Below are 26,607 nucleotides of genomic sequence, written 5' to 3'. Positions count from 1 at the left end.
CGATGAAAGCCGCCTACTATAACAATCAGCGTCTTCAAAGGGCCCAGACACCTAACTATGAGCGTCTGCAAGCCCAGATGACAGGGGAAGAGCGAGCCACTTGCCAATCCGTTTGCCTACACTGTGGGTGGGGCCGGATTCTGATTGGTCATACCTTTTCCGATGCGTCCGTATTGGCCAAGGAGCTCCTTAAGGAAGAGGCTGGCGAGCGTGACATCGCACTCTATGTCGCTGCCCCGCAACAGGTGCTGTCCCATGCTCCACAACAGCTCTTCCTGGACCCATCGGATACGTTGCGGCTGTGGTTTACCGATTACCGCCCCGCCCACGCTCCCTTTCGCGGTTTCCGAATTCGCCGTGCCTTTAGTGAGAGTGACTGGAGCGAGATCAATCGTCTCTACCAGACGCGACACATGCTTCCTGTGGATACTGAAAAACTGACGCCTCGCCATAAAGGCGGCCCAGTTTATTGGCTAGCAGAAGATCAGGATACCGGTGCCATTATCGGCTCGGTTATGGGGCTGAATCATGCCAAGGCGTTTAACGACCCCGAGTGCGGCTCAAGCTTGTGGTGCCTTGCCGTCGCGCCTGACTGCCCCCGTCCAGGCGTAGGCGAAGCACTGGTTCGCCATTTGATTGAACACTATGCTAGCCGTGGCCTGGCGTTTCTAGACTTATCAGTCATGCATGACAACAGCCAGGCCAAGCGTCTCTATGACAAGCTGGGCTTCCGGGAATTACAGACCTTTACCGTCAAGCGTAAGAATGCGATCAACCAGACCCTATTCCTTGGTCCTGGCCCCGAGGCTGGGTTAAACCCTTACGCCAAAATCATTGTGGATGAGGCACAACGCCGCGGGATTGATGTGCAGGTGGACAATGCCCAAGCTGGTCTTTTCACCCTGATCCAGGGAGGCCGACGCATCCGTTGCCGCGAGTCACTCTCGGACCTGACCAGTGCAGTGACCATGACGCTCTGCCAAGACAAGACGCTGACAATTCGCACCCTTAAAGAGGCGGGGTTGCGTGTTCCCGATCAGCGCCTGGTCAGCGGTGAGGACGAGGAGAACGAAGCGTTTCTCGCAAAACATGGTGCCTTGGTTGTAAAGCCTGTGAATGGCGAGCAAGGCAAAGGCATAGCCGTAGATGTACGGGACTCTGAGCACCTTAAGGCTGCTATCAGCCAAGCCCGCCGCTACGATGATAATGTCCTACTCGAAAGCTACCATGCAGGTCTGGATCTGCGTGTTGTTGTTATTGGCTATGAAGTTGTGGCGGCCGCTATACGTCGTCCAGCCGAAGTAATTGGCGATGGACGCCGTAATATTCATGAGCTGATCGAGCATCAAAGCCGCCGCCGCCAGGCAGCGACGGGAGGTGAAAGCCGAATTCCTCTTGATGAGGAAACAGAGCGGGCACTTACCTCCGCTGGTTACAGTTACGATACTGTTTTGCCGGAAGGCACCCGTTTGTTCGTCCGCAAAACGGCCAACTTACATACCGGCGGCACATTAGAAGATGTTACCGATATTCTTCACCCGGAGCTGGCACAGGCAGCTATCGCAGCAGCCAGGGCATTGGATATTCCGGTTACAGGTATGGATTTATTAGTGCCAGCTGCTGATCAAAGTGAATACGTGATCATTGAAGCGAATGAACGGCCTGGATTGGCCAACCATGAACCCCGCCCTACCGCAGAACGCTTTATCGATCTGTTATTTCCCTTGTCACGTGAGGTGCCTGCTTGAATAAGCTGCCGACGCCAGATCTGGATTACCTGCGCCGTGTTCTGCTGGAAATGCTCGCTATTCCTAGCCCAACAGGCTTTACAGATACCATCGTCATGTATGTGGCCGAGCGCCTGAGCGAAATCGGTATTCCCTACGAGCTAACCCGCCGGGGTACGATCCGGGCAACTTTAAAAGGGCATAAGGAAAGCCCAGACCGAGCGGTCTCTGCGCACTTGGACACTATTGGTGCCATTGTTCGGGAGATCAAGGATAACGGCCGCCTGAGCCTGGCAGCAGTCGGCCACTGGTCTAGCCGCTTCGCCGAAGGAAGCCGAGTCAGCATCTTTACTGACAATGGCACTCTACGCGGCAGCGTATTACCGCTATTGGCTTCTGGACATGCGTTCAATACTGAAGTTGACAAGATGCCCATTAGTTGGGATCACATCGAACTGCGCCTCGACGCCACGACCAAAAGCCGCTCGGAAACAGAATATTTAGGCGTACGCGTAGGTGACTTTGTCGCCTTTGATCCGCTACCCGAATTTACGGAAAGTGGCTATATCAGTGCTCGCCATCTAGACGACAAGGCAGGTGTAGCAGCCCTGTTGACAGCACTCAAGATGATCCAGGAAGCAGGCATTGTTCCACCTATCGATTGCCACCCGCTCTTCACCATTACAGAAGAGGTAGGTTCTGGCGCAGCCGGTGCTTTGCCTTGGGATGTAAGCGAATTTGTTGGTATCGATATTGCGCCGGTCGCGCCTGGACAACAGTCCGATGAGCACCGCGTGAGTGTCGCACTACAGGACTCAAGCGGTCCCTACGACTACCATCTCTCACGTCACCTATTACGCATTGCCGAACGCAATAGCATTCCAGTCAGACGTGACCTTTTCCGCTACTACTACAGTGATGCCCACTCTGCCATCAATGCCGGGCATGATATTCGGATTGCGCTCCTTGCATTTGGCTGTGATGCCACTCATGGCTATGAGCGGACACACATAGTTAGCCTGGCATCGCTGAGCCAGTTACTGGTGGGATACATGATAAGTCCGCCTGTATTCGATAGCGATGCCGCCCCGGCCGACAACTCTGTTGATCGATTCGCGCATCAACTCGACTTGGAGGAAACGCATCAGGATAACCAGACGCATTTACCCCACATTGATGAACTGATTAAAGAAGGCGGAAAGTCTTAGGGGTTAGGGGGCGCTGCCTTATCCGACGGCGCCCTCTCGCCAACAGCTAAACCTTACGCTAGCATCGCTGTCCGCTTCAGGAACTGCCGCTATGCTTATACCTTACGATATGCTCAACCCCGACACCTTAGGCAACCTTCTCGAAGACTTCGTGACGCGAGAGGGAACGGATAATGGCGATGAAACGCCACTACAGACACGTGTTGAGCGAGCACGGCGAGCATTGGAAAACGGGGAAGCCGTCATTGTATTCGAGCCTGACAGCGGACAATGCCAGCTCATGCTCAGACGGGACGTGCCCAAGGAATGGTTGAACACGCCAGACGAGCAGGCTCTTCCCCAGTAAGCCTACCTTTTAATGAGCCGATAGCTTTGGTCCGATCACCAGCACAGCTACGCCTAAGAGGCATAGGGCTGCGCCTACCAGATCAGTCCATGCGGGCCTGGTTTTTTCTACCAGGCCCAGCCAGACCAACGAAGCCACAATATAAATCCCGCCATAGGCAGCATATGCCCTACCCGCATACGCCGCTTCGACACGCGTCAATATCAACGCGAACAGCGTGAGCGATAAAACCCCAGGAAGCAACCACAGCGGGCTTTTGCCAAGTCTTAACCACAGCCAGAACGTGTAGCAGCCAGCAATCTCAAGGCAGGCAGCCAAGGTAAACCACAGATAATTGAGCATAGCGTGCTAACTACCCTTCCTGGCGGAACGGCAATGCATCAGCGGCAGCTTGTGCGTAACGCTTGATGCCTTCGCGTTCCTGATCGAGAAACTCCGTTACCGCATCGCGCAGTCCTGGATGTACGAGATAGTGCCAGGAATGCGTAAAGACCGGTTCGAATCCCCGAATCAGCTTGTGCTCACCTTGTGCGCCTGCGTCAAAACGAGTCAGGCCTTCACTGATGGCATGGTCAATCCCTTGATAGAAGCACGTCTCGAAATGCAGTCGATCAAACTCGGCCAAACATCCCCAATAGCGCCCGTATAAGGTCTTTTCATCGCATAGGTAGAATGCCATAGCCACAGGCCGACTCTCTTGGCGCGCCAGGACGACACGAATGGCTTCAGGCATACGTTCGGCCAACTCACTGAAAAACTCACGGGTCAGGTAGGGGTCCTGCCCTCTTACAGCATAGGTATTAGCGTAACAGGTATAGACAAAATCCCACTCCTGTTCAGTGAGCGACCCACCTTTCCGCCACTCGAAATCGATTCCCTGTCCGGCAACCTGCTCACGCTCCTTACGAAGCTGCTTACGCTTACGTGACGCCAGTGCGTCCAGGAAGTCCTGAAAGTCTCGATACCCACGATTATGCCAGTGAAACTGGCATCCAAGCCGCTTAAGCCACCCTTCACGACCAGTCAGCAAGGCATCTGTCGCTTCATTAGTAAAATTGATATGCAAGCTTGAAAGCCCACGCCCCTCAAGCTTACTGGTCAATACGTGCAGTAGCTCTTCGCAGGCCGTGCGCTCCCCTAACAGGCGGGCACCGCCCACAGGGGAAAAAGGAACTGCCGCCAGAAGTTTCGGATAATAATCGATACCCGCGCGATGACAGGCATCAGCCCAAGCCCAGTCGAATACATACTCGCCATAGGAGTGGTACTTAATATAGGCCGGCATAGCCGCCCTCAACGTGCCTTCCAGATCACGCACAATATAATGAGCAGGCTTCCAGCCTGTACGGCGCCCTACGCTTCCACTGGCTTCCAACGCATGCAGAAACTCATGCCTCATAAAGGGCTGGTTATCCGGTAACAACGCATTCCAAGCCTGCGCAGGCAGCTCGGACAGGTTATCTAGCCGCTCGATAATCACTGACATCCCCTGTTAATTCACGGGCCTATAGGGCAAGGCCTGATTCGAATAGTGGCCTATTGTTTAATCTGCTTAAACAGGTTTATTCGTCAGGCATTGGTATACGGCTGATATGACCGCCAAATGCGTGAAATTGCAGGCAAAAAAAAGCCGCCTATAAAGGCGGCTTTTAAAGATGGCGTCCCCTAGGGGACTCGAACCCCTGTTACCGCCGTGAAAGGGCGGTGTCCTAGGCCACTAGACGAAGGGGACAAAACCTTCATTCAAACCAGCCAATGGCTGGCCCTAGGAATTTGGTGGAGCTAGACGGGATCGAACCGTCGACCTCTTGCATGCCATGCAAGCGCTCTCCCAGCTGAGCTATAGCCCCGTAACACACTGCTGCCTAAAATAAGCAGCTATAAATGGCGTCCCCTAGGGGACTCGAACCCCTGTTACCGCCGTGAAAGGGCGGTGTCCTAGGCCACTAGACGAAGGGGACGAAACCTTCGATTCAGACCAGCCAATGGCTGGCCCTGGGAATTTGGTGGAGCTAGACGGGATCGAACCGTCGACCTCTTGCATGCCATGCAAGCGCTCTCCCAGCTGAGCTATAGCCCCGTCGCTAAGACGGTGCGAATCTTAAGAGGACCCAATGCCTCTGTCAACGATATTTATGCATTCTCTGAAAATATTTTGCTGAATACACAAATACTTATAGCTGACCGAGTGGTTCGCGAGGCTCGCCTTGTCCGCTGGTATTTCTATATACAACGGACAAAATCAGTTTTTCTTTAGTTCATAAAAAAAGCCCCGACAAGCGGGGCGAAAGTACCAATGAATTGCGCTAGCCCATCAGCAGCGTGCTGACACTAGAGGTCAGGTATTTATCTCATTAGCATGACAACCTAATGACGACGCCGACTCGCTTAAACTCAGCGCTTACGTAGCACCACCGATCCAATCGAGTAACCCGCACCAAAGGAGCTGAGTACTCCCAGATCGCCTGATGCCAGATCGTCCTGATTCAAATGAAGCGCAATCACCGAACCGGCAGAACTGGTATTGGCATAAGTATCCAGAATAACAGGCGCTTCATAGGGCTCCGCATCGCGGCCAAGCAACCTACGCACAATCAGCTGATTCATATTGAGATTGGCTTGATGCAGCCAGAATCGACGTACCTGCTCGACGGGAATGCTCAGCGCCTCCAGATGCTCGGCAATCAAATCGGCAACCATAGGACAGACTTCTTTGAAGACTTTACGCCCCTCTTGGACGAATAGTTTGTCTGGACTACTCATTTCCTCTTCCGCAGCACGGTTGAGGAAGCCAAAATTATTACGGATATTATTGGAGAACTGCGTTAGCAACTTGGTCCCCAGAATATCGAACTGATGTGAGGAAGTTGCCAGATCAGCCCGCTCGACAATCATGGCGGTTGCTGCATCGCCGAATATGAAATGACTATCACGATCCCTGAAATTCAGATGTCCTGTACAGATTTCAGGATCCACCAGCAATATCGCCCGAGCTTGCCCGAGCTGTACGCTATTGGCAGCCACTTGCAAGCCAAACGTAGCCGATGAACAGGCCACGTTCATATCGAAACCAAAGCCGTTAATGCCTAGTGCAGCTTGTACTTCAATGGCCACGGCAGGGTAAGGTCGCTGGAGATTCGAACAGGCAACGATAACCCCATCGATATCCGCGGCAGTCTTCCCCGCTCGCGCCAAGGCTTCACGGGCTGCAATTACACTCATCTCGCATAACACAGACCACTGATCATTACTGCGTTCAGGAATACGAGGAACCATACGGCTGGGGTCAAGAATGCCTTCTTTATCGATGACATAGCGGCTCTTGATTCCTGACGCTTTCTCAATAAAAGCCGAACTGGACTCCTGTTTGGCCTCTTGCTCACCTCGTGCTATCGCGTCGGCATGTTCGGTATTGTATTGATGAACATAGGCATTGAAGGAAGCGACCAACTCGTCATTGGAAATGCTGTTCGGCGGAGTGTACAGGCCGGTACCGCTAATGACTGCCTGGTGCACGATCATTCCTCTGATTTTTATAAAAGTTAGCCACTATTGTGCCGTAAAACCAAGCCAAACCCTATTGGCTTATTTGACAACTGAGATAGCTATTTCCCACTCTTTCCCTACTTCACCCTCCTCCCCAAACAAGCCTAACTGCGCCTGTTTTTTGAAACATGAAGAATACTAAAGCTATTTATTCTTTCATGTTTTCTTCATCGCTCTAAAACGAATCCGTAACTGCTCCGTCATGAGCCACGGTAATACTGGCGCCGCTTTCGAATCGACCTGAGTCGATCAGTAGCAGGCCTTGAAGGCCGACTCTTCCAGCGATGGCACACGTCGCCTCATAAGATACGGAGATTGAGATATGCGTCTTTTTTCAGTAGGAACAGCCTCAGGTCTTTGTGGTGGGCTATTACTAGCCATGAGCATTCCTGCCCATGCAGCGGTCGATGCCAAGCTACTGGATATGTTGAGAGCTAACGGCTCTATTACTCCGGCTCAGTACACTGAATTGAAAGCCGACCTAGACAACGAGACGCGCGCAGAACAAACAAAGGTAGCGCAGCAGCAAAAACTGTCCTCTTTCGAAGAGAAACTTGCCTGGGCAGCCAAGACCCAGATCAAGGGCGATGTGCGTGTGCGTCACGAAAATATCGATATCGATGGCGAGCCGGACAATGGTCGTGACCGAGACCGTCAGCGCATCCGTGCCCGCCTTGGTGTGTATAGCCAGATTAACCCTCAAGTAGATGCAGGCATTCGCGTAGCGTCGGGTGGTGGTGACGATGCACGCTCCACTAATCAGGACATGAATAACTACTTCAACAAGAAACAGATTTGGATGGACTTGGCTTATATCGACTTCCATCCAACAGCTGTTCCAAATCTCCATGTAATCGGCGGCAAAATGCTTCAACCCTGGGTAAGCATGGGCGATGTCATCTGGGATGGCGATATCAACCCTGAAGGCTTAGCCGCTACCTATAAATATCCCCTGAGTGGATCAACTGAGCTATTTGGCAGTGCTGGCTACTATGTACTCAAGGATAACGTCGATGGTGAAGGTTATGAATTCAAGCATGACCTGCGCCTGTACGCCGGCCAGCTTGGTGCCCGCTTCGCTCCGACGGATAACCTGAAGGTAACTGTGGGTGGCAGCATTTATGGCTACGATAAAGACAAGGACAGCACCTGCGGCAACAGCACGACGACGCCTTGTGCCCTACAGGCCAACGGCAACACGACCAATGAATTCAATTTGTATGAAGGCTTTGGTCAAGTCGATATCGGCGGTCTGGCCATTCCGCTGTCACTATATGGACAGTACGTCGTAAACAGCGAAGCCGACGATAACGACACTGCATGGCTGGCAGGTTTGAAAACCAAGGCTTACGGCATTGGCTTCGATTACAACTATCGCGACGTTCAGCGTAACGCCGTGGTGGGTGCCTTTACCGACTCCGACTTCGCAAATGGCTATGTCGGCTCTCGCGGGCACAAGTTCAAGGTCAGCTACGACATCGACAAGAACTTTGGCCTGGGCGCGACTTACTACATGGCCAAGTCTGACTTTGCCAGCCGCACCAAGCGAGATGCTGACGTCGATATCTTGCAGCTGGATCTTGAAGCCAAGTTCTAAACTACTGTGCTTCTACCTCCCAGAGATAAACAAGCGCCTTTTTAGGCGCTTGTTTTTTATTGAGCTATCAAAAGCATTACTGTTTGCGGCAGACCAGTTTAGCTTTTGTGGAAGTCTCAGCTGACTTACCTGGCATACGCAGCGTTGCGGACTTGCCTGGCTCAATCAAATGCTCCTCCTGCTCACTGTCTTTTGGGCCGTACGCCTGTAACCAGCAATTAACCGGTGCATGTTCGTTATTGGTTAACGTGATGAGCTGAGGGGCATCATTAGGCAGTTCCTGGCTGGATGACTCCGCCAGGATATTGAGATCACCTACATCCTGATCAAGCTCAAGCCCTTGCGCCAGACATACAGCGGGCGCTATAGAAGCAGCAAAAACGAATGAAATGATTTTACGCATAGTGTTTTCCCATAAGGACCTATGCGTTTGGGCAGCAGAATGAAAACACTGTTCATTTTTGAAGCATCCTTAAGCCTGCCGGCAGCAGGCTTAAGGAGGTAGGAAGCTGGATGCATGAGCTATCAGCGATTAACCAGCTGCGCAGCTCGAATGACATCAGCGCCGATTTCAGGCTCGTATTTTTGTATCAATGGCTGCATCGACTCGCGCCATGCCTGCCGCTCGGACGGGGACAATGTGACTAGCTTGCTGGTACCTGAGCCCAGAATGCTCTCACGATCCTTGCTATTGATCGCCTCGGCTTCCTTGTTAACAAACTGCGTTACTTCATCCGAAATTTGCTCAAGCTGAGTACGCACACCAAAGGGAAGCGCGTTCCAGAACTTCGAATTGCTGATTAGCATGTAAACCAGAACGCCATGATTACTTTCAGTGATATACGGCTGGACGGTGTTGAGCTTCTGACTATACAGGTTGGACCAGGTGTTCTCCGTGCCTTGCACCTGCCCACTCTGAAGCGCCTTAAAGGACTGACTAAACGGGAGTTTCAACGCAGAAGCTCCAACCTGCTTGAATTGGTCCTCCAACAGGTTGGACGCCTGGATTCGGAACGCCAAGCCGCGTGCATCTGTCGGCTTACGCAGTTCGCGATTGGCAGAAAGCTGCTTCATACCGTTATTCCAGAACGCCAGCCCGTAAATCCCGTGGCTAGCCATGGAGCCCAAGAGCTCGCGACTCTTGTCCCGCTTTTCGAAACGCTTGACGGCCTCAAGATCATCGAACAGGAACGGCATATCGAAAATTTCGAGTTGCTTGGTGTACTGGTCGAACTTGGATACCGAAGGCGCTAGCATTTGGACCTCGTTACGCTGCAACGCGTCGAGCTCTTCAGCATCGCCATACAGCGTTGAGTTCGGATAGACCTCAACCTTTACTTGTCCCGCCAAACGCTCCTGAACCAGCTTTTGGAATAAACGAGCCCCCTTCCCCTTGGGCGTATCGTCTGTCACGACATGCGAAAACTTAATGACAATAGGCTCTTCGGCCACTGCCGGGGTGACATAAGCAACAGCGAGTGATGCCGCAAACAATGCCGTAGCGACAAACTTGAACATAGTCTTCCCTTCTAACTCCGTGAAAGGGGTGTGTTTCTTATTACGTAAGGCTGGGCCACTGCCATGGAAAAGGATCCCTAAGGCCTATTCAATGACATTTATTTTTCTTTTGTGACCGTTTTGGTCCTGTTTGCCCTTGGCCTGTCGCGACAAAAAGCTCCCCCGATGATTAAGCAGACGGCTTCGATCCCAATCGATAACCCTCAGCTCACAACAAATGCAAAAAACCGGCCTTGTCGTCGCGACTACTGCCTTTTCTATAGGACTTGAGTAAAACAGCATGGAAACGTCCTCAACGGCCTGGGAAGTCAAACCGTTGAGGACGATAGGCATTAGTTTTCCTCTTCACTGTCGTCCATCTGACTTTCATCGCCTACAGACTCGATGAAGTCCTCATCCACGTCATAACTGCCTCCTGGTACATTTTCTATGGAGGCCCCGTCGTCCTTTTCAGACAGGTAAACCGGAGCAGCACGTACTTCAGGTATATCCGACTCAATAGGATGCATGTGTCTTTTCCTTATATGTGTGTACACCAAAGGTGGACCTACCCTGTATCAGCCAGTTCGATGCAGGAAAAACTTGTGAAGCGGTTTGCCGCTCGGGTAGCGTGATGGACACCAAAACCATAATAAGAAGGATCGTGATCATGAAAACATTTGCAATCACAGGGCTGTTATTGGTTGCTGGCAGCGTCCACGCGGCGGATAGCACTTCACACCTTGATACGATCCTGCAAAAAGGCACGATTCGCGTGTGTACGACAGGCGACTACAAGCCGTACACGTTCCTTCGTGAAGATGGAAAATACGAAGGCATTGAAATTACGATGGCCGAATCATTGGCCAAAAGCCTTGGCGTGAATGTGGAGTGGGTAAAAACCAGCTGGAAAACATTAATGCCCGACTTTCTTGAAGGTCGCTGCGATCTCTCGGTAGGAGGCGTATCCATTTCTCTAGAGCGTCAGAAAAAGGCTTTTTTCAGTGATGCCATTACTGTCGACGGGAAGATCCCACTGGTTCGCTGCGAAGATGCCAAACGTTACGAAACCGTTGAGCAGATCAATCAGCCTTCGACTCGTTTGATCGAGCCACCGGGCGGTACCAATGAAGCGTTTGCTCACCGGGAGTTACCACAAGCGCAGCTGAGCCTGTTCAAGGACAACGTCACGATTTTTGAGAAGCTCGTCAGCAAGGAGGCCGATGTCATGATCACTGACGCCTCGGAAGCACTTTTTCAACAAAAGCGCTATCTCTCCTTATGTGCTGTAAACCCACATAAGCCCATGCAGTACAGTGAAAAAGCGTTTCTACTGCCTAGAGATGATGTCACCTGGAAGGCTTATGTCGATCAGTGGCTTCGCCTGTATAAAGCTACTGGTGAGTATCAGAAAACTGTAGATCACTGGCTGAGCAAGCCTGATGCCTAACGGGCAGTCATAACAAGGTAATGGAGCAGCGCTTGATAAACCGCCTGCTCCACATCCTATATGGTCACCTCAACCTCTTCCCATCTGTTTGAGCTTTTCCAAGCGAAAAGCAATGATCTGCTCCAGGGCGCTGAGCTTTTTTAATAGCTGATTTCGTAACGTTTCATCGTGCGTGGTTTCAATCTGTTCCTTAAGCCGGGCTCGCTGATTAAACAGCTCAATCTCCTGAGGCGGAATACCAGCATTCTTCAGTACGCGAAATGGCATCCGGAGCCCTTCCGGAGTTTGCAACCATCCCTCATCAATCTTGGTCGGCTCGCCTTTTCCTGTTACCTGCTTCTGCCAAGCCGCTACTTCCCGCGCAATCCTGCGTTCGATTTCTTGCTCCAGTGTGCTCATAACATCTCCTGGAATTAACTACCATAGCGATATAGAGCAATTGATTGCCCCAGGTGCAGACGCTCAATGGCATCAGCCGACAAAGTGAACCGCCGTGCTTACTCAGAAGAGGCTCGCTGCGGGGCTAGAGGCGCTATAGTCATCATGTACTGACTATTTTGCCTGAGGCCCCTCGTGAACTCTGCAGCAGCACAATGCTTGAACTCGCGGTTCTGGCGCGATAATGCATTGCCTTTTATCGAGATCCGTACCGTCAGTGATGGCCGTCAAGTAAGCCACGCCAAGCATACGCATGACACCTTTTCTATTGGGGCAATTACTGCAGGCCACAGCAACTATCTAAATGCGCGAAGCCAAACCCAGATCAGTCAGGGCTCTGTCGTTGTAGTAAACCCGGAAACAGTGCACGCCTGTAACCCGATCAAGGGTGAGCACTGGGCCTATCAGATGTTTTATGTCGACACAGCGTGGCTAGGCAGGCTTCAACAAGAGTCAGGATATAGTACGCAAGGATCATTTATGGCGTTTGACGTCATCCATACGCGCGACCCTGCCATCCACTCAGGATTGGTCAGGCTGCATGCAATACTCACATCCCCTTGTAGCGATGCGCTCTACAAGCACGATGCAACCATCGACTTTTTCATACGGCTTCAACAAGCCTATTCAGCGCGCCTTGCTGTATCAACCGCTGTACCTCACGCGCAACTTAAGCGAGCCGCCGAATTTATCCATGAGCACTGCGCCGAACCGCTAACCCTAGATGACATTTCCGCAGCTGCTGAGTTATCAGCTTCTTACCTTATAAGAGCATTCAAAGACCACTATGGTCTGACGCCCCACGCTTACCTGATCAACCGGCGTATCCAGCTCAGTCGTCAATGGCTTCGGCAGGGTTACAGTCTTGCCGACGTTGCTGTAGCTGCTGGCTTTGCTGACCAGGCGCATTTCCATCGCACGTTCAAGCGGCACCTGTCCGCCACACCTGGACACTACCGTGGCTGACAACTGCTTTGCGCATCATTTAACCCCACAACAGGTATAACGCGCTGATAATCAGCAGCGCTGCCATGACGCGATTCAAAAACCGAACACGGCCAGACTCTTGTACGTAAGGGCGCAAAAAACTTCCCGTAAATGCCCAGCAAGCAATAGAACCATAGCAAATCAGGAAATAGAGAGCGGCAAACGTCCACACCATTAGAGTGTCGCCGTCTGCAACAAAGAGTCCCATGCCTGCCAGCGAAGCCAGCCAAGCCTTTGGATTCAACCATTGCATTAGCGCGCCATGCATCATCGACGGACCTGAGCCCTCCTCTTTTATATCCAGCACGCCATCATCCCTGGCAAGCTGGTAAGCAAGATAAAAAAGAAAGGCAATGCCGCCCCATTGAATAAGCGTGATCAGCCCCGGAACATGGTTCAATACCTCGTATAGCCCCAGGCCAACCAGTAGCAGCAGTGCCGTAAAACCGGCCGTTGCCCCAGTGACATGCTTAAGACTTTTCCAAAAGCCATAACAGGCTCCTGAACTTAAAGCCATAAGGTTGACAGGCCCGGGGGAAATTGACGAAGCCAGGGCAAAACCGGCCATGGAAAACAGCACATCCATAGGTGTCTACTCATGTAATAAATGAAGTACACACCCTATTGCGCCGATCGCAAGCAGTATTGAATAAAATCACCCTGTACAACAGGCTGGCGGCGCTATTCAGGCACCCTGTACTTCACTGCCACTCCAGTCCCAAGTCTTATCCTGCTGACCATCCCAATGATAAAGAGCCCTTTCCTCTTTAGCTGGAAGCAGCCATCCTGTTCGAGCCCCTACCAATGTTGTCACCGCATGCCTGCGCCCAAATGCATTGTGCCGGGCTAGAAATAGGCCACTGTCACGCAACCAAGCCAAAGCTGTATTGTGTGACTGGAATAGCGGCGTCAGAAAACGACTGGCTTGCCGGTAATAGCGCAGATGCTCCCGGCGGGTGACACCATAGGCGTCCAAAACCGCAGGCCACGCTTTACTATCGGAAGGCGCTAGAGTTTCTACCGAATCAGCTAAAGCTGCCGCATCTACCAAGGCCATGTTTGCACCTTGCCCCAATTGGGGACTCATCGCATGTGCACAGTCACCTATAGCCAGCACGCGCCCATCACTCCAACGCTGCATCCAGACATCTGCGTAGGCTGCAAACGCTAGCTGCTCTGACCGATGGATTTGCTGCAGAAAGGGTTCTGCAGTTGCGCCAGCCAACCTTATAACTTGCGCCTTCCAGCGATCCAGACCTAACGACTGCCATTTAGGGTAGTCAATAACTGGCAGGCTCCAGAATAAGCTGCTTACTCGGACGTCTCGCCTCTGGTGTGTACAACCTGTAGGCATGATCCCGAACATTTCAGAACACTGTTGATACCACTGACGTAACTCTGTCGAGTCATTTCCTGTTGGCGTGGGAACCATACTCCACAACGCGCCCCATGGATAAGGGGTGGCCTGTTGCTTAACGCTCATTTGCGCACGTAATACTGAACGCGTCCCATCCGCCAGTATCAAGGCAGCAAAATCGCCTAGCAGGACTTCATTTCCCTGCACATTTCGATGGAAGAGTTGGACATGGCTTGGCGTCTGCTGGAATCGGGTAATATCAGTGCTGGTTTCGATACTGACGCCAGCGCCTCGTGCAGCATTTAGCAGAGACGTCATCAAAACGCCACGATGAATGCCTAATCCGAAACTGCCTGGCTTCCAGGATTCATAACGGGTATCCAAAATGATGCGCCTGCCCTGGGCAGAGGTCCCGTACAGACGGCTAACAGGCGCGCCCAATGCCGTGCACTCGGTCAACAAGCCCAACTGATGTAACACCGCCATTCCTGAGGGTTGAAGCAAGATACCTGCTCCAACCGTCTGCAGTTCAGGTACACGCTCCAGCAGCCTGACGGTGTAACCTTTACGAGCCAGGAAAGTAGCCGCAGCCAAACCCGCAGTACCAGCCCCAACGATTCCTATCGCCAACGCCCTCATAGCCACACTCCGTTTATTGGCCAGAGCAAATTTTACGTCTGTCACGTAGCCATGAGTGAGCAGCCCAGTAGCTCTTATTGCCCGCAAATCGGCTTTCAAGCATCGGCGGTCTATAGGCGTGCCGCTAAACCACGATTACCTCTCATCGAGCGAAGACATGATTGGGTAAAATCCGCCGCCCTGGATATCCAACCACTGATTTACGAAAAGGATTTCATATGTTTCTTATCAAACGATGGTTTGCACTGATTTTTATCGCCTCTTTTCTAGCGGCCTGCTCTGATGACAATACGCCGGAAAGTGTCGCAGAGCGCTTTATTAAAGCGGCCTATGCTCAAGACTTGGACACCATGATGGATCTGATCGATGTTCCCAAGGATGCTGACGCAAACGCCAAGGGTTTTGTTCGTGGCAAGTTTCAAATGGTACTGACGGAAAAGGCCAAGCAAGCTGAATCCCTGGGCGGCATCAAGAACATAAAGGCTGAAGAACCGACTTATAACGATGACAAGACTCACGCCCACGTAAGCGTAACGGTTACCTTTAACAAGGACGGCAAAACTCATACAGAAAAGACCAACTTGATCCAAAGCAACGGCAACTGGAAGATCGAGATCTGATGAGATAAAGGCTTCATCATTATCAGATGAAGCCTTTGTTTATTTGACCTATGAGCGTCTTATGTCGCTGGGCTCTGGCAGCCCTTGTCTGTATCGGCCTGGCTATGGCCGTCTATAGCACTCGTCTAACAGAGACACTTGCTCCACCTTCCGCGCAACGCTTGGATCCATCCTTATTGGCAGTAGGCGACTGGTTATTTCGCCTGGGGACGTCGACAGACAGCCGTATTGTAGAGAGAGTAAGTGGGGGCGAGTTCTCCCATATAGGCATGGTCGTTGCCACAAATCCCGCGGTTTTGGTTATTCATGCTACGACGGACGACGACCCAAGGCATTTGAACCAAGTATTGCTTACACCCCTTGAGGACTTCCTGAAGCCTGAAATGGCAAAGCATTTTGCAGTGGCGCGCCCAGACTTTTTGAGTGGCGAACAAAAGGAGCGTATTGCCCAATATCTGCAAGGTGCCTTGGGGCGGAGCTTTGTCCTTGAGCCGCGTGATAAGCCGCATCTGTACTGCACGACACTGTTAGCAGAAGCCATTACAACCCAATTACCGTCCTTTATGCCCCGCTGGACAAGCCTGAATGCTCCTGTATTCCGAGGTGACTATCTGTTTCCTCAGGCATTCGTAGAATATCCAGGCCTTAAATGGATTTATCGTCAATGACTGGCGCAAAGGGTTGAGGGGCTCAACCCTTTATCCATTGAGAAAGCTACGCCTCTACGGATTGCCATTGCTTGCTTAAACGCTTATCGGAAACAGGCATCTGCGTACCTAGCTGTTGAGCAAACAGCGATACTCGATACTCCTCCAGCATCCAGCGGTACATGACCAAGTTTTCGTCATGCTTGCCTTCTTGAGCATGCTTGGCAGCCCTGGCCTTGTACTGTTCCCAGTAACCAGCCAATTCGCCGGTCCATACCCGATCACGCTGAACCTGTGACCCGACCTTGTCCAAACGTTGATCAACCGCTTTGAGGTAGCGTGGGTATTCCTTAAGCCACTCTGGAGGCGTTTCACGAACAAACCCTGGGTAAATCAACGCGCTCAGCTGTTGTTTGATGTCGTTAAGCGCCATAGCTTGAGCCAGATCAATCTTGCCTTTGAAACGCTTTTGCAAGGCATGCCACTGCTTGAGAATCTCCAGTACTAACCGTGCAGTACGTTCCGCATGCTCACTCAACCCGCCTCTCTTTTTTTCTGCCAACGAAGCCAAGGCAGCGCCATTTCGGGGCAGTGGTTGTTCGCCATCGAGAATGCAGCTATCAAGACTGGTCAGAAGAATATCCTCGACCAGTGAGTCAATACGACCAAGATCCCTATAGAGCAATCCCAGCTCGGTGAGTCCAGGTAACTTATTACGAAGAAACTTGGCCTGATCACTCAACTGCTGCAGGAGGAGCCGTTGTAACGCCCGACGATGCTGGAATTCAGCTTCCGACTGGGTCGAGAACCGCCCTTCCTTGACTACTCCATTCTCCTCCACCAGCGCCGGATAGACCGTCATGGAAAGACCGGCAATCTTTTGTTGGGTCTGCTGCGGAACGGCAGCAAAGGCCTTGGCCTCAACAGGTTTCTGCTGTTCAGTCTTTTGCTGGGGAACAGCCAGGGCCGCCTGGCTGGCCTCGGCAAAGCGGGCCGTCAGCTCTGCCAAGTCACGCCCCTCGCCCAAGTACTTACCGTTGGCATCAACCACTTCGATGTTCATGCGAAGGTGCCGGTCAAGTAAGTTGGCGGCCTCCGGCCAAGCGTCCTCGGATATCCGCGCGCCCGTCATGCGTAGCAACTCTCTGCCCAAACTTTCGTACAACGATCCCTGCCCAAACGTGACTTTGGTCAGAGCTGCCTTGACGAAATCTGGAACCGGAACAAAGTTCTTACGAATGGCTTTGGGCAGGTTGCGCACTAAGGCTACGGCCTTGTCGTACAAGAGCCCAGGAACAAGCCACTCCAGCCGCTCCGGCGGTAATTGCGATAACAACGGTGCGGGTACACGCAGAGTAACCCCATCGCGAGGATGAGTAGGATCGAACTCGTACGTTAGCGGTAACTGCAAATCGCCGATCCTTAACGTATCCGGATACTGCGCTGCGGTAACTTCGCTGGCCTCACGGGCCAGTACATCTTCCTCACGCATAATCAGCAGTTGTGGATCTTTAGCGCTCTCTCGCTTGTACCAGCTATCAAAAGTCGCGGTCTGGTAGATATCTGCTGGCAAACGAGCGGCGTAATAGTCAAACAACGTCTCCTCATCGGCCAGAATGTCACGACGACGGGCTTTTGCCTCCAACTCATCGAGCCGCTCCAGCAGTTGCCGGTTGGCGCTCAAGGACTTTGCACGCGACTGAATTTCGCCTCGTACCAAGCCTTCGCGAATAAACAGCTCCCGAGAAACAACAGGGTCAATAGGCCCATAATGGACAGGACGTTTCGCCACAATAATCAGCCCATAGAGCGTAATCTGCTCATAGGCAATCACTTGCCCCCGACGCTTCTCCCAGTGTGGCTCAAAGTAATTAGCCTTGGTGAGATGACGCGCCAGCGGCTCGATCCAGTCCGCGTCGATCTTTGCCACCATACGCGCAAACAGCTTTGTCGTTTCGACCAGTTCGGCTGCCATTACCCAGTTGGGCTTCTTACGGCCAATGACACTGGACGGGTGAACCCAAAAGCGTCGCTGGCGAGCCCCTTGGAAGTCCCCCTCCTCCGTCTTGTTACCGATCTGGCTCAAAAGACCTGACAGAATTGCCTTGTGTACTGAGGCATAGCTTTTTGCGCGCTGCGCGGCCTCAGCGGCCTCGGCCTGCAGAGCAGCCTTGGTATTAACCTTCTTGTCAGTAGAGGGTGAAACCTCCTCAGACACTGGAGCCTGAACGACAGGCTGTACGGTAGCAGGCTTGCTCTTAAGTTTAAGCTCTCGGCAGATCAGGGTAAGTTGGCGATGCGCATCCCGCCACTCGCGCAGGCGCAAGTAGTTGAGGAAGTTCTTGCGGCACCAACTACGGAGGGCATTTGAGCCTAATGCCTGACGCTGCTCCTCAAAGCCGTGCCAGAGTTTAATCAGTGCTCCAAAGTCAGAATCGGGATCTTTCCATTGGGCATGAGCCTGATCAGCCGCCTGCTGGCGCTCTGCCGGGCGATCACGAGGATCCTGTACGGACAGCGCACTGGCCACGATCAGAACGTCAGAAAGACTACCCTGCTCTGCCGCCTCCAGCAGCATTCGGCCCATCCGTGGATCGATAGGTAAACGTGCCAATTGACGCCCCAGCGCCGTCAGCTGCCCCTGATTCGTAACGGCGGACAATTCCTGAAGCAGCGTGAAGCCATCCTTGATCGCCTTGCCATCTGGTGGCTCGATGAACGGGAAGTCTTCGATCCGTCCAAGCCGCAGGTGCAGCATCTGAAGAATGACTGCCGCTAGGTTAGTTCGTAAAATCTCAGGGTCTGTAAAGGCCGGACGCGAGAGAAAGTCAGCCTCGCTATACAGGCGGATGCAGATACCCGGCTCGACCCGGCCACAACGGCCTTTACGTTGATTGGCACTGGCCTGGGAAACGGCCTCGATGGGTAGGCGCTGGACCTTGGCCCTATAACTGTATCGACTGATACGGGCAGTACCGCTGTCGATCACGTAACGAATGCCCGGGACGGTCAATGATGTTTCTGCCACGTTGGTAGCCAGCACGACACGCCGTCCGGGGTGAGATTGAAAGATTTTCTGCTGCTCGGCGGGTGTCAGTCGAGCATACAGCGGCAGGATTTCCGTATGCTTGAGGTTGGCTTTACGCAGCACCTCGGCCGCATCACGGATTTCACGCTCTCCTGGCAAAAAGACCAGTACGTCACCAGGCCGCTTATGCTCACTGCGCTCATAGGCCTCTAACTCATCCAGCGCCGCCAGAATGCCCTGATCGACACTGAGATCTTCTTCCAGGCGCTCGCCATCCTCGTCGGTTTCTGCTGCAAGAGGACGATACCAGGTCTCGACCGGATAGGTCCGCCCAGACACTTCCACGATAGGCGCATTACCGAAATGCTTGGAAAATCTTTCCAGATCAATAGTCGCTGACGTAATGATCAGCTTGAGATCCGGACGCCGTGGCAGCAAGGTTTTAAGAAAGCCCAGCAGAAAATCGATATTCAGACTACGTTCATGCGCCTCGTCGACAATAATCGTGTCATAGCGCTCAAAGTAACGGTCATGCTGGGTTTCAGCCAGGAGGATGCCGTCAGTCATCAGCTTGATCAGGCTGCGTTCATTGGACTGATCCTCAAAACGCACCTGATAACCGACAAGTTCGCCCAGGGGCGTGCCGATCTCTTCGGCCACACGGCTGGCCACGCTACGTGCCGCCAGACGCCGTGGCTGGGTATGGCCAATCAAGCCATGAATACCCCGGCCAATTTCCAAGCAGATCTTGGGTAACTGGGTAGTCTTGCCTGAACCAGTCTCCCCGGCGATCACGACAACCTGATGCTTTTCAAGCGCTGCCTTGATCTCTTCACGCTTAGCGGCGATGGGCAAATTGTCGTCGTAACGCATGGCCGGAACGCTTGCGCGACGGGCCTCCACCTTCGCGCAGGACGCCTGAAAGCGCTCCGTCCATTGCGCTAGCCGGGCTTCATCGGGCTGTTTACGCAAGTCCCCCAATTGGCGACGCAAACGGTGCCGATCCGCAGTAAAGGCTTGATCAAGGCGCTTGGAAAGTTGTTCAAAAGACGATGTTAGCTCAGTCATTGAGTGCTATATGGCAACCATTTCAAATAGGAACCTGCAAGGCCGGCTCGGTTCGCGCCAGCCCAGGCGCCTTTATAAAGAGAGATGGGCAATTGTCGCAGATTTGCCCAAACGAAAACGACAAAGCCCCGAAAGTCGGGGCTCTGTGCAGGAAAAGCCGATCAGGCCTTGAGCTTTTTCAGCTCGGCATCACGCAATTCGCGGCGCAGAATCTTGCCGACATTGGTCGTAGGCAGACTGTCTCGGAACTCGACCTGCCTGGGTCGTTTATAGCCCGTCAGATTATCGTGCATGTGCTTGAGCACTTGCTCGGTTGTCAGCGATGCGCCAGGCTTGGGCACGACAAACACTTTGATCTGTTCGCCCGCCTTTTCGTCCGGCACACCAATCGCGGCGCACTGTAGAACGCCAGGCAGCTGAGCCAGTACATCCTCCAGCTCATTTGGATATACGTTAAAACCGGATACCAGGATCATGTCTTTCTTGCGATCCACAATCCGGATATAACCATCCGGGTCGATCACGGCGATATCCCCTGTGCGCAACCAGCCCTCAGGGTTTAATACTTCAGCAGTCGCCTCAGGCCGATTCCAATAGCCTTTCATGACCTGAGGACCCTGGACACAGAGTTCGCCTGGCTGTCCGAACGGCTGGGCAACACCATCCTCATCGACCACTTTGCAGTCTGTGGACGGCACAGGAATTCCGATTGTGCCAATACGTCGGTGCTGGATAGGGTTCACACTGACAACAGGACTGGTCTCAGTCATGCCGTACCCTTCACAGACGCCACACCCTGTAACTTGCTCCCAACGTTCGGCCACCGCATGTTGCAAGGCCATACCACCTGAAAGCGTTACTTTCAGAGCAGAAAAATCCAATGCCCGGAAGGCTTCATTATTACACAATGCTACGAATAACGTATTTAACCCGACGAATCCCGTGAACTTCCACTTGGACAAATCCTTGATCATTGTGGGCAAGTCGCGCGGATTGGTGATCAGTACGTTATGGTTGCCCAAGAGCATCATGGCCATGCAGTGAAAGGTGAAGGCATAGATGTGGTACAGCGGCAAAGGCGCAATGACGATCTCACAACCTTCTTCCATGTTCGAGGCCATCAACACCTGACACTGCAGCATATTGGCTAACAGATTTCGGTGCGTCAGCATTGCGCCCTTGGCAATGCCCGTCGTGCCACCGGTGTATTGCAGTACGGCGACATCGTCTCCGTGCGGCTGACTTTCCTTGAGCGTACCCTGACGCCCCTTAGTAAGCGCAGTGGTAAACTTCACTGCCTGTGGAAGTCGGTACGCTGGCACTATTTTCTTGACGTACTTGACTACGCTATTGACTACCAGACGTTTAAGCGGCGGCAGCAGATCTCCCACTTCCGTGATAATAACGTGGCGGATCTGTGTGTTAGGCAAAACCTGTTCGGCCAAGTGGGCCATATTGGCCAGACAAACCAGGGCCAGCGCACCGGCGTCTTTGAACTGATGCTGCATTTCACGTGCGGTATACAGCGGGTTCGTATTGACAACGATCAAGCCCGCCCGCATTGCACCAAAGACGGCAACCGGATACTGCAGGACATTAGGAAGCTGTATGGCGATCCTGTCACCTGGCTTAAGATCCGTATGATTCTGCAAATAAGTCGCGAATTGGCCAGACAAGGCATACAACTCACGGTAGGTAAGGGTCTGCCCTAAATTGCTGAAGGCAATCTTGTTGGCGAAACGCTCGCAGGATTCCCTGAGGACCGTCTGGACATTAGGATAACGATCAGGATCGATCTCGGAGGCGATACCATCCGGATATTTGTCCTTCCAGAAATTCGGGGTCATGGAAGCCCACTCCTAAGCGACAACGTGATCTTGTTGTGATTGTATCGCCCACTCTTACGACGAAGGCGTACCGAGATTATCAGCTTTGGCAGGCCTCCACCAGCACCGAAAAGCGGACTCCTGGTAACAAAAATGACCAAAACTTAATTTACAGTCACATCAATTAACCAGATTAGTCTTCAATATTCCTTTATAACCCACTGAAATGCTAGAGAACGTGCCATATCCCTATAAAGTGGCGTCCCTACTATTCACTTCGGGTACCGATAACGTCAGATCCGTCCTACCCTATCGTAACAACAGAAGACGAGACCATCTTTAAGCATGACCGACAATATCCCATATGAAGCTTTGGAAGTAGGCCAGAAAGCCTGTGTTACTCGCGTGATTGAAGAGCGCGACGTACTCCTGTTTGCTGAACTCTCCGGCGACCGCAACCCTGTGCATCTGGACGCTGACTATGCTGCCAGAAGCGCTTTCCGTGAGCGTATCGCCCACGGCATGCTGAGCGGCGCCCTGATCAGTGCGGCTATTGCATGCGAGCTTCCTGGTCCTGGCTCTATTTACCTGGGACAAACCCTAAGCTTTAACAAGGCCGTAAAGCTGGGTGATACGCTAAAAATCGAAATCGAAGTATTGGAAAAGCTGCCCAAGAATCGAGTGCGTCTGGCCACACGCGTCTTCAACCAGAACGATGAGCAAGTTGTCGATGGAGAGGCCGAAGTCCTAGCCCCTAAAAGAGCGCTAAGTATTGAGCTAAGCACTCTACCACCGGTGACCATTGGTTAAAGAAAAGCCCCGCATCGCGGGGCACTTTTCTTTTAGGTCAACAATTTACAGCCAGCTCTTCACCCGATCAGGATGGGCCGTCAACCAGTCCTTTGCAGCCTGCTCGGGCTTCTTGCCTTCTTCAATAGCCAGCATAACTTCATTGACCTCTCCTGGCTGCCAGGAAAACTTCTTCAGGAAATCCCATACTGGCTTGGCCTTTTTTTCCAATTCGGGATTAGCCATAGTGTGCACCTGCTCGGAGCCGCCATAGACTCCCTTGGGGTCATCAAGAAACTTCAGTTTCCATTTGGCAAACATCCAGTGAGGAATCCAACCGGTTACAACAACTGGCTTCTGATCTCGCTCCGCACGTATCAGCTCAGCAATCATCCCGCTGCCTGAACTGGCTACCAGCTTGTAATCCAGATTATAGGCCTTGATTGCTTCATCGGTTTTAATCATGACGCCCGCGCCGGCATCAATACCTACGATGCGTCCACCAAAATCGCCTTTCTGCGCTACAAGATCAGTGATACTGGAAGCTTTGACGTACTCGGGAACGATCAAACCAATCTTGGCATCCGGCGTATTGGCCTTCAGGTCAGCAACCTCGTTTTTCATCTTCTCGTAATAGGAGCCATGTGTCCCCGGTAACCATGCCGAAAGCATGGCGTCCAGCTTACCGCGTGCAACGCCCTGCCACATGATTCCTGCTGCCACCGGCATCAGCTTGACTTCATAGCCAAGCTGATGCCGGATGACCTCAGCCGCCGTAAAGGTGGTCGCTACGCTATCGGCCCATCCATCTACATAGCCAATGGTTACTGTTGGCTTGGCCGCTGCTATGGCAAGACTAGCTGCTGCCGACAGGAAGAGTCCTATACTCAGGCCCACTACCTTTCGAAACATTCGCATCCTTTGTCCCCTTATTGAAAACGGCATCACTGCACTAGCTCTATCTTCAAGCGCGACGAAAATGGGGTTGCCCTGAGAGCGACATAAGTAAACGTCATATACGACACCTGGGATGAAATGGCACCTCTATTGCCTCCCGGAAGGAGCCTCGGCATGCTTAGCGCTTTTCCGATGTCGAGGTTTTACATGTCCCGCCTGAATATCCGCCCAGCTACTGACACGGATGTCCCACAGATTCTGACCTTTATCAGGGAACTGGCCGATTACGAGAAAATGCCTGAGGAGGTCATGGCAACCGAGGACACCTTACGCATGACACTGTTTGGTGAGCGTCCTTATGCTGAAGTATTGATAGGCGAAGTAGACGGGACTCCCGCCGGGTTTGCCTTGTTCTTTCATAACTACTCAACTTGGCTCGCCAAGCCAGGCATCTATCTAGAAGATTTGTACGTCAGCCCTGCCGCTCGCGGGGTAGGTCTTGGAAAAGCACTTCTCGTCAACCTGGCGCGCTTGGCAGTAGAACGCAATTGCGGACGTCTGGAATGGTCCGTTTTGGACTGGAACGAACCTGCAATTCAGTTCTATCGCAGCTTGGGCGCTATCTCAATGGACGAATGGACCGTCAATCGAGTAACAGGCGAAACCCTGACAAGCTTGGCCAAGCGCACAATTTAATACAGAGCCAACAAGCCCAGCGCACCTTATTATTCGGCCGTGGTCATAGGCCTATTCCAATAAGCAACCCTGCGAAAGGACTCTCCTTATGCTTAGCCCGTTGCGCATTACAGCTTTACTGGGTGCGCTCCTGCTTGGTCTCTCCGGCCGTGTTGTCGCAGCTGACATTGATGCTGCTACTTATGGCTATCCGCTGACCAACCCCTTCGAAGCCACTATTACCTCTACGCCCGCAGACCTGCGGCCGCTGCTGCCTACCGATCTGGAAATCGACCAGAAAGACTACAGCATCAACCTGCGGCCTGAACGGGAGCATGAACTTCCAGATAACTTCTGGGCGGTCAAGAAATTACATTATCGGTTGGCACAGCAGGACCGCCCTGCACCTTTGATCTTCATCATTGCCGGGACCGGTGCCAGTTATTCATCCAGCACGCCGGAATACCTGAAGCGTCTTTATTACAGTGCAGGCTACCATGTTGTGCAGCTGTCCTCGCCCACCAGCTATGACTTTATGGCAGCGGCTTCCCGGCAAGCTACACCTGGCTATACACCTGGTGATGCAGAAGATCTCTACCGTGTCATGCAGGCGGTTCGCGCGCAGCATCCCAAGCTACCTGTAACCAAATACTTTCTTACGGGCTACAGCCTGGGGGCATTGGATGCTGCATTCGTCAGCAAGCTTGATGAGAGCCAGCGCAGCTTCAACTTCTCTCGCGTTTTACTGCTTAATCCACCAGTTAACCTATTAACCTCGGTGCGTAACCTTGATCGCCTGGTCCAGACTCAAGTCAATGGCATCACCAACAACCGGACCTTTTATGAGCTTGTACTGGCAAAGCTGACTCGTTATTTCCAGCAGAAAGGCCACGTTGATCTTAACGAAGCATTACTTTTTGATTTCCAGCAGTCGCCTCAACGCTTGAGCAATGAAGAAATGGCGATGCTCATTGGCACATCGTTCCGCTTTTCTGCCGCTGACATCGCTTTTACGTCCGACCTGATCAATCGCCGCGGCCTGATAACACCACCCGGCTACCCTATCTATCAGGGCACCAGCCTGTCGCGCTTTTTTGCCCGCGCCCTGCAATGCGACTTTGACTGCTACATGTATGACCAGCTACTGCCCTCCTGGGAACGGACGACCAAGGGCACCGGCCTAGCGGAGCTGGCCAGACAATCAAGCCTGACGGCGCTAGAAAGCTATCTCAAAGAGAGCGACAAAATCGGCGTAATGCACAATGCGGATGACTTGATTCTTGGTCCGGGCGATATCGGCTTCCTGCGCCGCACGTTTGGTAATCGCTTAACCCTTTACCCGCTGGGCGGGCATTGCGGCAATCTCAATTATCGCGTCAACGCCGACGCCATGCTGGAGTTCTTTGCCCGTGGCTAAATTCCTTTGTTTATTGCCCTTGCTGTTTAGCGCCTACGCTTTCGCTGACACGACCTCATCCACATTGCCGGCTGCACCAGTAGGCGGAGACGGCTTCACCAATCCTCTGTCCACTCTGAAATTCAACCCAGGATTGGATCAGCGCGAATTCGAGCGGGCGTCACTTAATGCGCTTGATGTCTATGATCCGCTGGAGTCCTGGAACCGCCGCATTTACCACTTCAATTACCGCTTGGATGAGTGGGTTCTGCTGCCGGTTGTTAATGGCTATCGCTGGGTCACGCCGGGCTTCGTGCGTAGCGGCGTCACCAATTTCTTCAGCAACCTGGGCGATGTCAGTAACTTGCTGAATAGCATGTTGCAGCTCAAGGGTAAAAGAGCCCTGAATACTACGGGACGCCTGTTGTTCAATACCACTATCGGCGTATTTGGCTTATGGGACCCAGCAACACGCATGGGACTGGCCAAGCAATCTGAAGACTTTGGTCAGACACTGGGCTTTTATGGCGTACCTAGTGGCCCTTACCTTGTACTGCCGCTACTAGGGCCCTCCAACCTGCGGGATGCTAGCGGTTTCGCAGTTGATACACTGGCTGAGAGTCAGGTTAATTACCTGAACGTGAGCCAGGAAAGCGGCCGGCATCCTGAAATCTTGCTGCTAAGGGGAATCAACCTGCGTTACATAACCAACTTCCGATATGGCCAGCTCAACTCTCCCTTTGAGTATGAGAAGGTTCGTTACGTCTATACCGAAGCACGTAAGCTCCAGATCAGGGAGTAAAAAAAGCCGGCTTTTACGCCGGCTTTTTTCAAATCTAAACCATCGAATAATCTGATATTAATCCTGA

At 52.5% G+C, this 26,607-nt stretch carries 24 protein-coding genes and 4 tRNA genes; 12 read left to right on the top strand and 16 right to left on the bottom strand.

What is annotated here, in order from left to right; translation table 11 throughout:
• The first annotated feature begins 2 nt into the window (after positions 1-2).
• The 3 genes from ngg (at position 3) to IEX86_RS08585 (ending at position 3,281) form a co-directional block, all read left to right on the top strand.
• Positions 3-1,748, top strand: a complete 1,746-nt coding sequence (gene ngg / locus IEX86_RS08595) for an N-acetylglutaminylglutamine synthetase (RefSeq protein WP_188865709.1) — start codon at positions 3-5, stop codon at positions 1,746-1,748.
• Positions 1,745-2,935: an osmoprotectant NAGGN system M42 family peptidase gene (locus tag IEX86_RS08590; protein WP_188865708.1), complete on the top strand. Its 1,191-nt coding sequence runs from the start codon at positions 1,745-1,747 to the stop codon at positions 2,933-2,935. Before ngg ends, IEX86_RS08590 begins: the two co-directional genes overlap by 4 nt.
• A gap of 91 nt (positions 2,936-3,026) precedes the next feature.
• Positions 3,027-3,281, top strand: coding sequence for a YheU family protein (locus IEX86_RS08585; RefSeq protein WP_188865707.1), 255 nt, complete (start codon positions 3,027-3,029; stop codon positions 3,279-3,281).
• Between the two features lie 9 nt (positions 3,282-3,290).
• Here the strand turns inward: IEX86_RS08585 and IEX86_RS08580 are convergent, their stop codons facing one another.
• The 7 genes from IEX86_RS08580 to IEX86_RS08550 all read right to left on the bottom strand — a co-directional run bounded on the left by IEX86_RS08580 (position 3,291) and on the right by IEX86_RS08550 (position 6,797).
• Positions 3,291-3,623, bottom strand: coding sequence for a YnfA family protein (locus IEX86_RS08580; protein ID WP_188865706.1), 333 nt, complete (start codon positions 3,621-3,623; stop codon positions 3,291-3,293).
• 10 nt (positions 3,624-3,633) lie between these two features.
• On the bottom strand, positions 3,634-4,767 hold the full coding sequence (locus tag IEX86_RS08575) for a GNAT family N-acetyltransferase (RefSeq protein ID WP_373290410.1): 1,134 nt from the start codon (positions 4,765-4,767) through the stop codon (positions 3,634-3,636).
• A gap of 170 nt (positions 4,768-4,937) precedes the next feature.
• Positions 4,938-5,013: transfer RNA gene (locus IEX86_RS08570), tRNA-Glu, on the bottom strand.
• A 42-nt stretch (positions 5,014-5,055) separates the two neighbouring features.
• A tRNA-Ala gene (locus IEX86_RS08565) sits at positions 5,056-5,131 on the bottom strand.
• A gap of 35 nt (positions 5,132-5,166) precedes the next feature.
• A tRNA-Glu gene (locus IEX86_RS08560) sits at positions 5,167-5,242 on the bottom strand.
• A gap of 43 nt (positions 5,243-5,285) precedes the next feature.
• Positions 5,286-5,361: transfer RNA gene (locus IEX86_RS08555), tRNA-Ala, on the bottom strand.
• Between the two features lie 314 nt (positions 5,362-5,675).
• Positions 5,676-6,797 (bottom strand): beta-ketoacyl-ACP synthase III, encoded by a 1,122-nt coding sequence (locus IEX86_RS08550; RefSeq protein ID WP_188865705.1) that lies wholly within the window; start codon positions 6,795-6,797, stop codon positions 5,676-5,678.
• 352 nt (positions 6,798-7,149) lie between these two features.
• On the opposite strand from IEX86_RS08550, the gene IEX86_RS08545 reads away from it, so the two are divergent.
• Positions 7,150-8,424: a putative porin gene (locus IEX86_RS08545; protein ID WP_188865704.1), complete on the top strand. Its 1,275-nt coding sequence runs from the start codon at positions 7,150-7,152 to the stop codon at positions 8,422-8,424.
• Between the two features lie 76 nt (positions 8,425-8,500).
• Here IEX86_RS08545 and IEX86_RS08540 read toward each other — a convergent pair whose 3' ends face one another.
• The 3 genes from IEX86_RS08540 to IEX86_RS08530 form a co-directional block, all read right to left on the bottom strand.
• The gene (locus IEX86_RS08540) at positions 8,501-8,827 is read right to left on the bottom strand and encodes a hypothetical protein (RefSeq protein WP_188865703.1); all 327 of its coding nucleotides are present in this window, start codon (positions 8,825-8,827) and stop codon (positions 8,501-8,503) included.
• A 122-nt stretch (positions 8,828-8,949) separates the two neighbouring features.
• Positions 8,950-9,942, bottom strand: a complete 993-nt coding sequence (locus IEX86_RS08535; protein ID WP_188865702.1) for a TRAP transporter substrate-binding protein — start codon at positions 9,940-9,942, stop codon at positions 8,950-8,952.
• Positions 9,943-10,274: 332 nt separating this feature from the next.
• On the bottom strand, positions 10,275-10,451 hold the full coding sequence (locus IEX86_RS08530) for a hypothetical protein (RefSeq protein WP_188865701.1): 177 nt from the start codon (positions 10,449-10,451) through the stop codon (positions 10,275-10,277).
• A gap of 140 nt (positions 10,452-10,591) precedes the next feature.
• On the opposite strand from IEX86_RS08530, the gene IEX86_RS08525 reads away from it, so the two are divergent.
• On the top strand, positions 10,592-11,371 hold the full coding sequence (locus IEX86_RS08525; protein ID WP_373290409.1) for a transporter substrate-binding domain-containing protein: 780 nt from the start codon (positions 10,592-10,594) through the stop codon (positions 11,369-11,371).
• A 69-nt stretch (positions 11,372-11,440) separates the two neighbouring features.
• On the opposite strand, the gene IEX86_RS08520 is transcribed toward IEX86_RS08525, so the two are convergent.
• Positions 11,441-11,770: a DnaJ family domain-containing protein gene (locus IEX86_RS08520; protein ID WP_188865700.1), complete on the bottom strand. Its 330-nt coding sequence runs from the start codon at positions 11,768-11,770 to the stop codon at positions 11,441-11,443.
• Between the two features lie 174 nt (positions 11,771-11,944).
• On the opposite strand from IEX86_RS08520, the gene IEX86_RS08515 reads away from it, so the two are divergent.
• Positions 11,945-12,775, top strand: coding sequence for an AraC family transcriptional regulator (locus IEX86_RS08515; protein WP_188865699.1), 831 nt, complete (start codon positions 11,945-11,947; stop codon positions 12,773-12,775).
• A gap of 19 nt (positions 12,776-12,794) precedes the next feature.
• Here IEX86_RS08515 and IEX86_RS08510 read toward each other — a convergent pair whose 3' ends face one another.
• Complete coding sequence (locus IEX86_RS08510; RefSeq protein ID WP_188865698.1) at positions 12,795-13,382, bottom strand: LysE family translocator; 588 nt, start codon at positions 13,380-13,382, stop codon at positions 12,795-12,797.
• 99 nt (positions 13,383-13,481) lie between these two features.
• Positions 13,482-14,792 (bottom strand): FAD-dependent oxidoreductase, encoded by a 1,311-nt coding sequence (locus IEX86_RS08505; RefSeq protein WP_188865697.1) that lies wholly within the window; start codon positions 14,790-14,792, stop codon positions 13,482-13,484.
• Between the two features lie 218 nt (positions 14,793-15,010).
• Here IEX86_RS08505 and IEX86_RS08500 point away from each other — a divergent pair, with 218 nt between their 5' ends.
• Complete coding sequence (locus IEX86_RS08500) at positions 15,011-15,412, top strand: DUF4878 domain-containing protein (protein WP_188865696.1); 402 nt, start codon at positions 15,011-15,013, stop codon at positions 15,410-15,412.
• A 50-nt stretch (positions 15,413-15,462) separates the two neighbouring features.
• Entirely contained in the window at positions 15,463-16,080 is a 618-nt protein-coding gene (locus IEX86_RS08495; RefSeq protein ID WP_229685283.1) for a YiiX/YebB-like N1pC/P60 family cysteine hydrolase, read from the top strand.
• 46 nt (positions 16,081-16,126) lie between these two features.
• On the opposite strand, the gene hrpA is transcribed toward IEX86_RS08495, so the two are convergent.
• Both hrpA and fadD1 read right to left on the bottom strand, forming a co-directional pair.
• The gene (hrpA, locus tag IEX86_RS08490; RefSeq protein ID WP_188865695.1) at positions 16,127-20,155 is read right to left on the bottom strand and encodes an ATP-dependent RNA helicase HrpA; all 4,029 of its coding nucleotides are present in this window, start codon (positions 20,153-20,155) and stop codon (positions 16,127-16,129) included.
• Positions 20,156-20,316: 161 nt separating this feature from the next.
• Positions 20,317-22,002, bottom strand: a complete 1,686-nt coding sequence (fadD1, locus tag IEX86_RS08485) for a long-chain-fatty-acid--CoA ligase FadD1 (RefSeq protein WP_188865694.1) — start codon at positions 22,000-22,002, stop codon at positions 20,317-20,319.
• Positions 22,003-22,326: 324 nt separating this feature from the next.
• On the opposite strand from fadD1, the gene IEX86_RS08480 reads away from it, so the two are divergent.
• On the top strand, positions 22,327-22,791 hold the full coding sequence (locus IEX86_RS08480) for a MaoC family dehydratase (RefSeq protein WP_188865693.1): 465 nt from the start codon (positions 22,327-22,329) through the stop codon (positions 22,789-22,791).
• 45 nt (positions 22,792-22,836) lie between these two features.
• On the opposite strand, the gene IEX86_RS08475 is transcribed toward IEX86_RS08480, so the two are convergent.
• The gene (locus tag IEX86_RS08475) at positions 22,837-23,688 is read right to left on the bottom strand and encodes a glycine betaine ABC transporter substrate-binding protein (RefSeq protein ID WP_188865692.1); all 852 of its coding nucleotides are present in this window, start codon (positions 23,686-23,688) and stop codon (positions 22,837-22,839) included.
• 186 nt (positions 23,689-23,874) lie between these two features.
• Between IEX86_RS08475 and IEX86_RS08470 the strand changes: the two genes are divergently transcribed.
• The 3 genes from IEX86_RS08470 (at position 23,875) to IEX86_RS08460 (ending at position 26,540) form a co-directional block, all read left to right on the top strand.
• Positions 23,875-24,363, top strand: a complete 489-nt coding sequence (locus tag IEX86_RS08470; RefSeq protein WP_188865691.1) for a GNAT family N-acetyltransferase — start codon at positions 23,875-23,877, stop codon at positions 24,361-24,363.
• Positions 24,364-24,451: 88 nt separating this feature from the next.
• Positions 24,452-25,759 carry a lipid asymmetry maintenance lipase MlaY gene (gene mlaY / locus IEX86_RS08465; protein WP_188865690.1) on the top strand — a complete coding sequence of 436 codons (1,308 nt, stop codon included), beginning with the start codon at positions 24,452-24,454 and terminating at the stop codon, positions 25,757-25,759.
• Positions 25,752-26,540 carry an MlaA family lipoprotein gene (locus tag IEX86_RS08460; RefSeq protein ID WP_188865689.1) on the top strand — a complete coding sequence of 263 codons (789 nt, stop codon included), beginning with the start codon at positions 25,752-25,754 and terminating at the stop codon, positions 26,538-26,540. The genes mlaY and IEX86_RS08460 overlap by 8 nt, the downstream gene beginning before the upstream one ends.
• The last annotated feature ends 67 nt before the right edge of the window (positions 26,541-26,607 follow it).

Source organism: Pseudomonas asuensis (genome assembly GCF_014646755.1).
Classification (GTDB): domain Bacteria; phylum Pseudomonadota; class Gammaproteobacteria; order Pseudomonadales; family Pseudomonadaceae; genus Chryseomonas; species Chryseomonas asuensis.
Note: the sequence above shows the minus strand (reverse complement) of the source record. Positions and strands in the feature narration are given on the sequence as shown.

Excerpts from the sequence above, each read along its gene's own strand:
- ngg (WP_188865709.1), top strand. The coding sequence starts at position 3 with ATGAAAGCCGCCTACTATAACAATCAGCGTCTTCAAAGGGCCCAGACA.
- IEX86_RS08585 (WP_188865707.1), top strand. The coding sequence starts at position 3,027 with ATGCTTATACCTTACGATATGCTCAACCCCGACACCTTAGGCAACCTT.
- IEX86_RS08580 (WP_188865706.1), bottom strand. The coding sequence starts at position 3,623 with ATGCTCAATTATCTGTGGTTTACCTTGGCTGCCTGCCTTGAGATTGCT.
- IEX86_RS08575 (WP_373290410.1), bottom strand. The coding sequence starts at position 4,767 with ATGTCAGTGATTATCGAGCGGCTAGATAACCTGTCCGAGCTGCCTGCG.
- IEX86_RS08545 (WP_188865704.1), top strand. The coding sequence starts at position 7,150 with ATGCGTCTTTTTTCAGTAGGAACAGCCTCAGGTCTTTGTGGTGGGCTA.
- IEX86_RS08540 (WP_188865703.1), bottom strand. The coding sequence starts at position 8,827 with ATGCGTAAAATCATTTCATTCGTTTTTGCTGCTTCTATAGCGCCCGCT.
- IEX86_RS08535 (WP_188865702.1), bottom strand. The coding sequence starts at position 9,942 with ATGTTCAAGTTTGTCGCTACGGCATTGTTTGCGGCATCACTCGCTGTT.
- IEX86_RS08530 (WP_188865701.1), bottom strand. The coding sequence starts at position 10,451 with ATGCATCCTATTGAGTCGGATATACCTGAAGTACGTGCTGCTCCGGTT.
- IEX86_RS08525 (WP_373290409.1), top strand. The coding sequence starts at position 10,592 with ATGAAAACATTTGCAATCACAGGGCTGTTATTGGTTGCTGGCAGCGTC.
- IEX86_RS08520 (WP_188865700.1), bottom strand. The coding sequence starts at position 11,770 with ATGAGCACACTGGAGCAAGAAATCGAACGCAGGATTGCGCGGGAAGTA.
- IEX86_RS08510 (WP_188865698.1), bottom strand. The coding sequence starts at position 13,382 with ATGGATGTGCTGTTTTCCATGGCCGGTTTTGCCCTGGCTTCGTCAATT.
- IEX86_RS08505 (WP_188865697.1), bottom strand. The coding sequence starts at position 14,792 with ATGAGGGCGTTGGCGATAGGAATCGTTGGGGCTGGTACTGCGGGTTTG.
- IEX86_RS08500 (WP_188865696.1), top strand. The coding sequence starts at position 15,011 with ATGTTTCTTATCAAACGATGGTTTGCACTGATTTTTATCGCCTCTTTT.
- IEX86_RS08495 (WP_229685283.1), top strand. The coding sequence starts at position 15,463 with ATGAGCGTCTTATGTCGCTGGGCTCTGGCAGCCCTTGTCTGTATCGGC.
- hrpA (WP_188865695.1), bottom strand. The coding sequence starts at position 20,155 with ATGACTGAGCTAACATCGTCTTTTGAACAACTTTCCAAGCGCCTTGAT.
- fadD1 (WP_188865694.1), bottom strand. The coding sequence starts at position 22,002 with ATGACCCCGAATTTCTGGAAGGACAAATATCCGGATGGTATCGCCTCC.
- IEX86_RS08480 (WP_188865693.1), top strand. The coding sequence starts at position 22,327 with ATGACCGACAATATCCCATATGAAGCTTTGGAAGTAGGCCAGAAAGCC.
- IEX86_RS08475 (WP_188865692.1), bottom strand. The coding sequence starts at position 23,688 with ATGCGAATGTTTCGAAAGGTAGTGGGCCTGAGTATAGGACTCTTCCTG.
- IEX86_RS08470 (WP_188865691.1), top strand. The coding sequence starts at position 23,875 with ATGTCCCGCCTGAATATCCGCCCAGCTACTGACACGGATGTCCCACAG.
- mlaY (WP_188865690.1), top strand. The coding sequence starts at position 24,452 with ATGCTTAGCCCGTTGCGCATTACAGCTTTACTGGGTGCGCTCCTGCTT.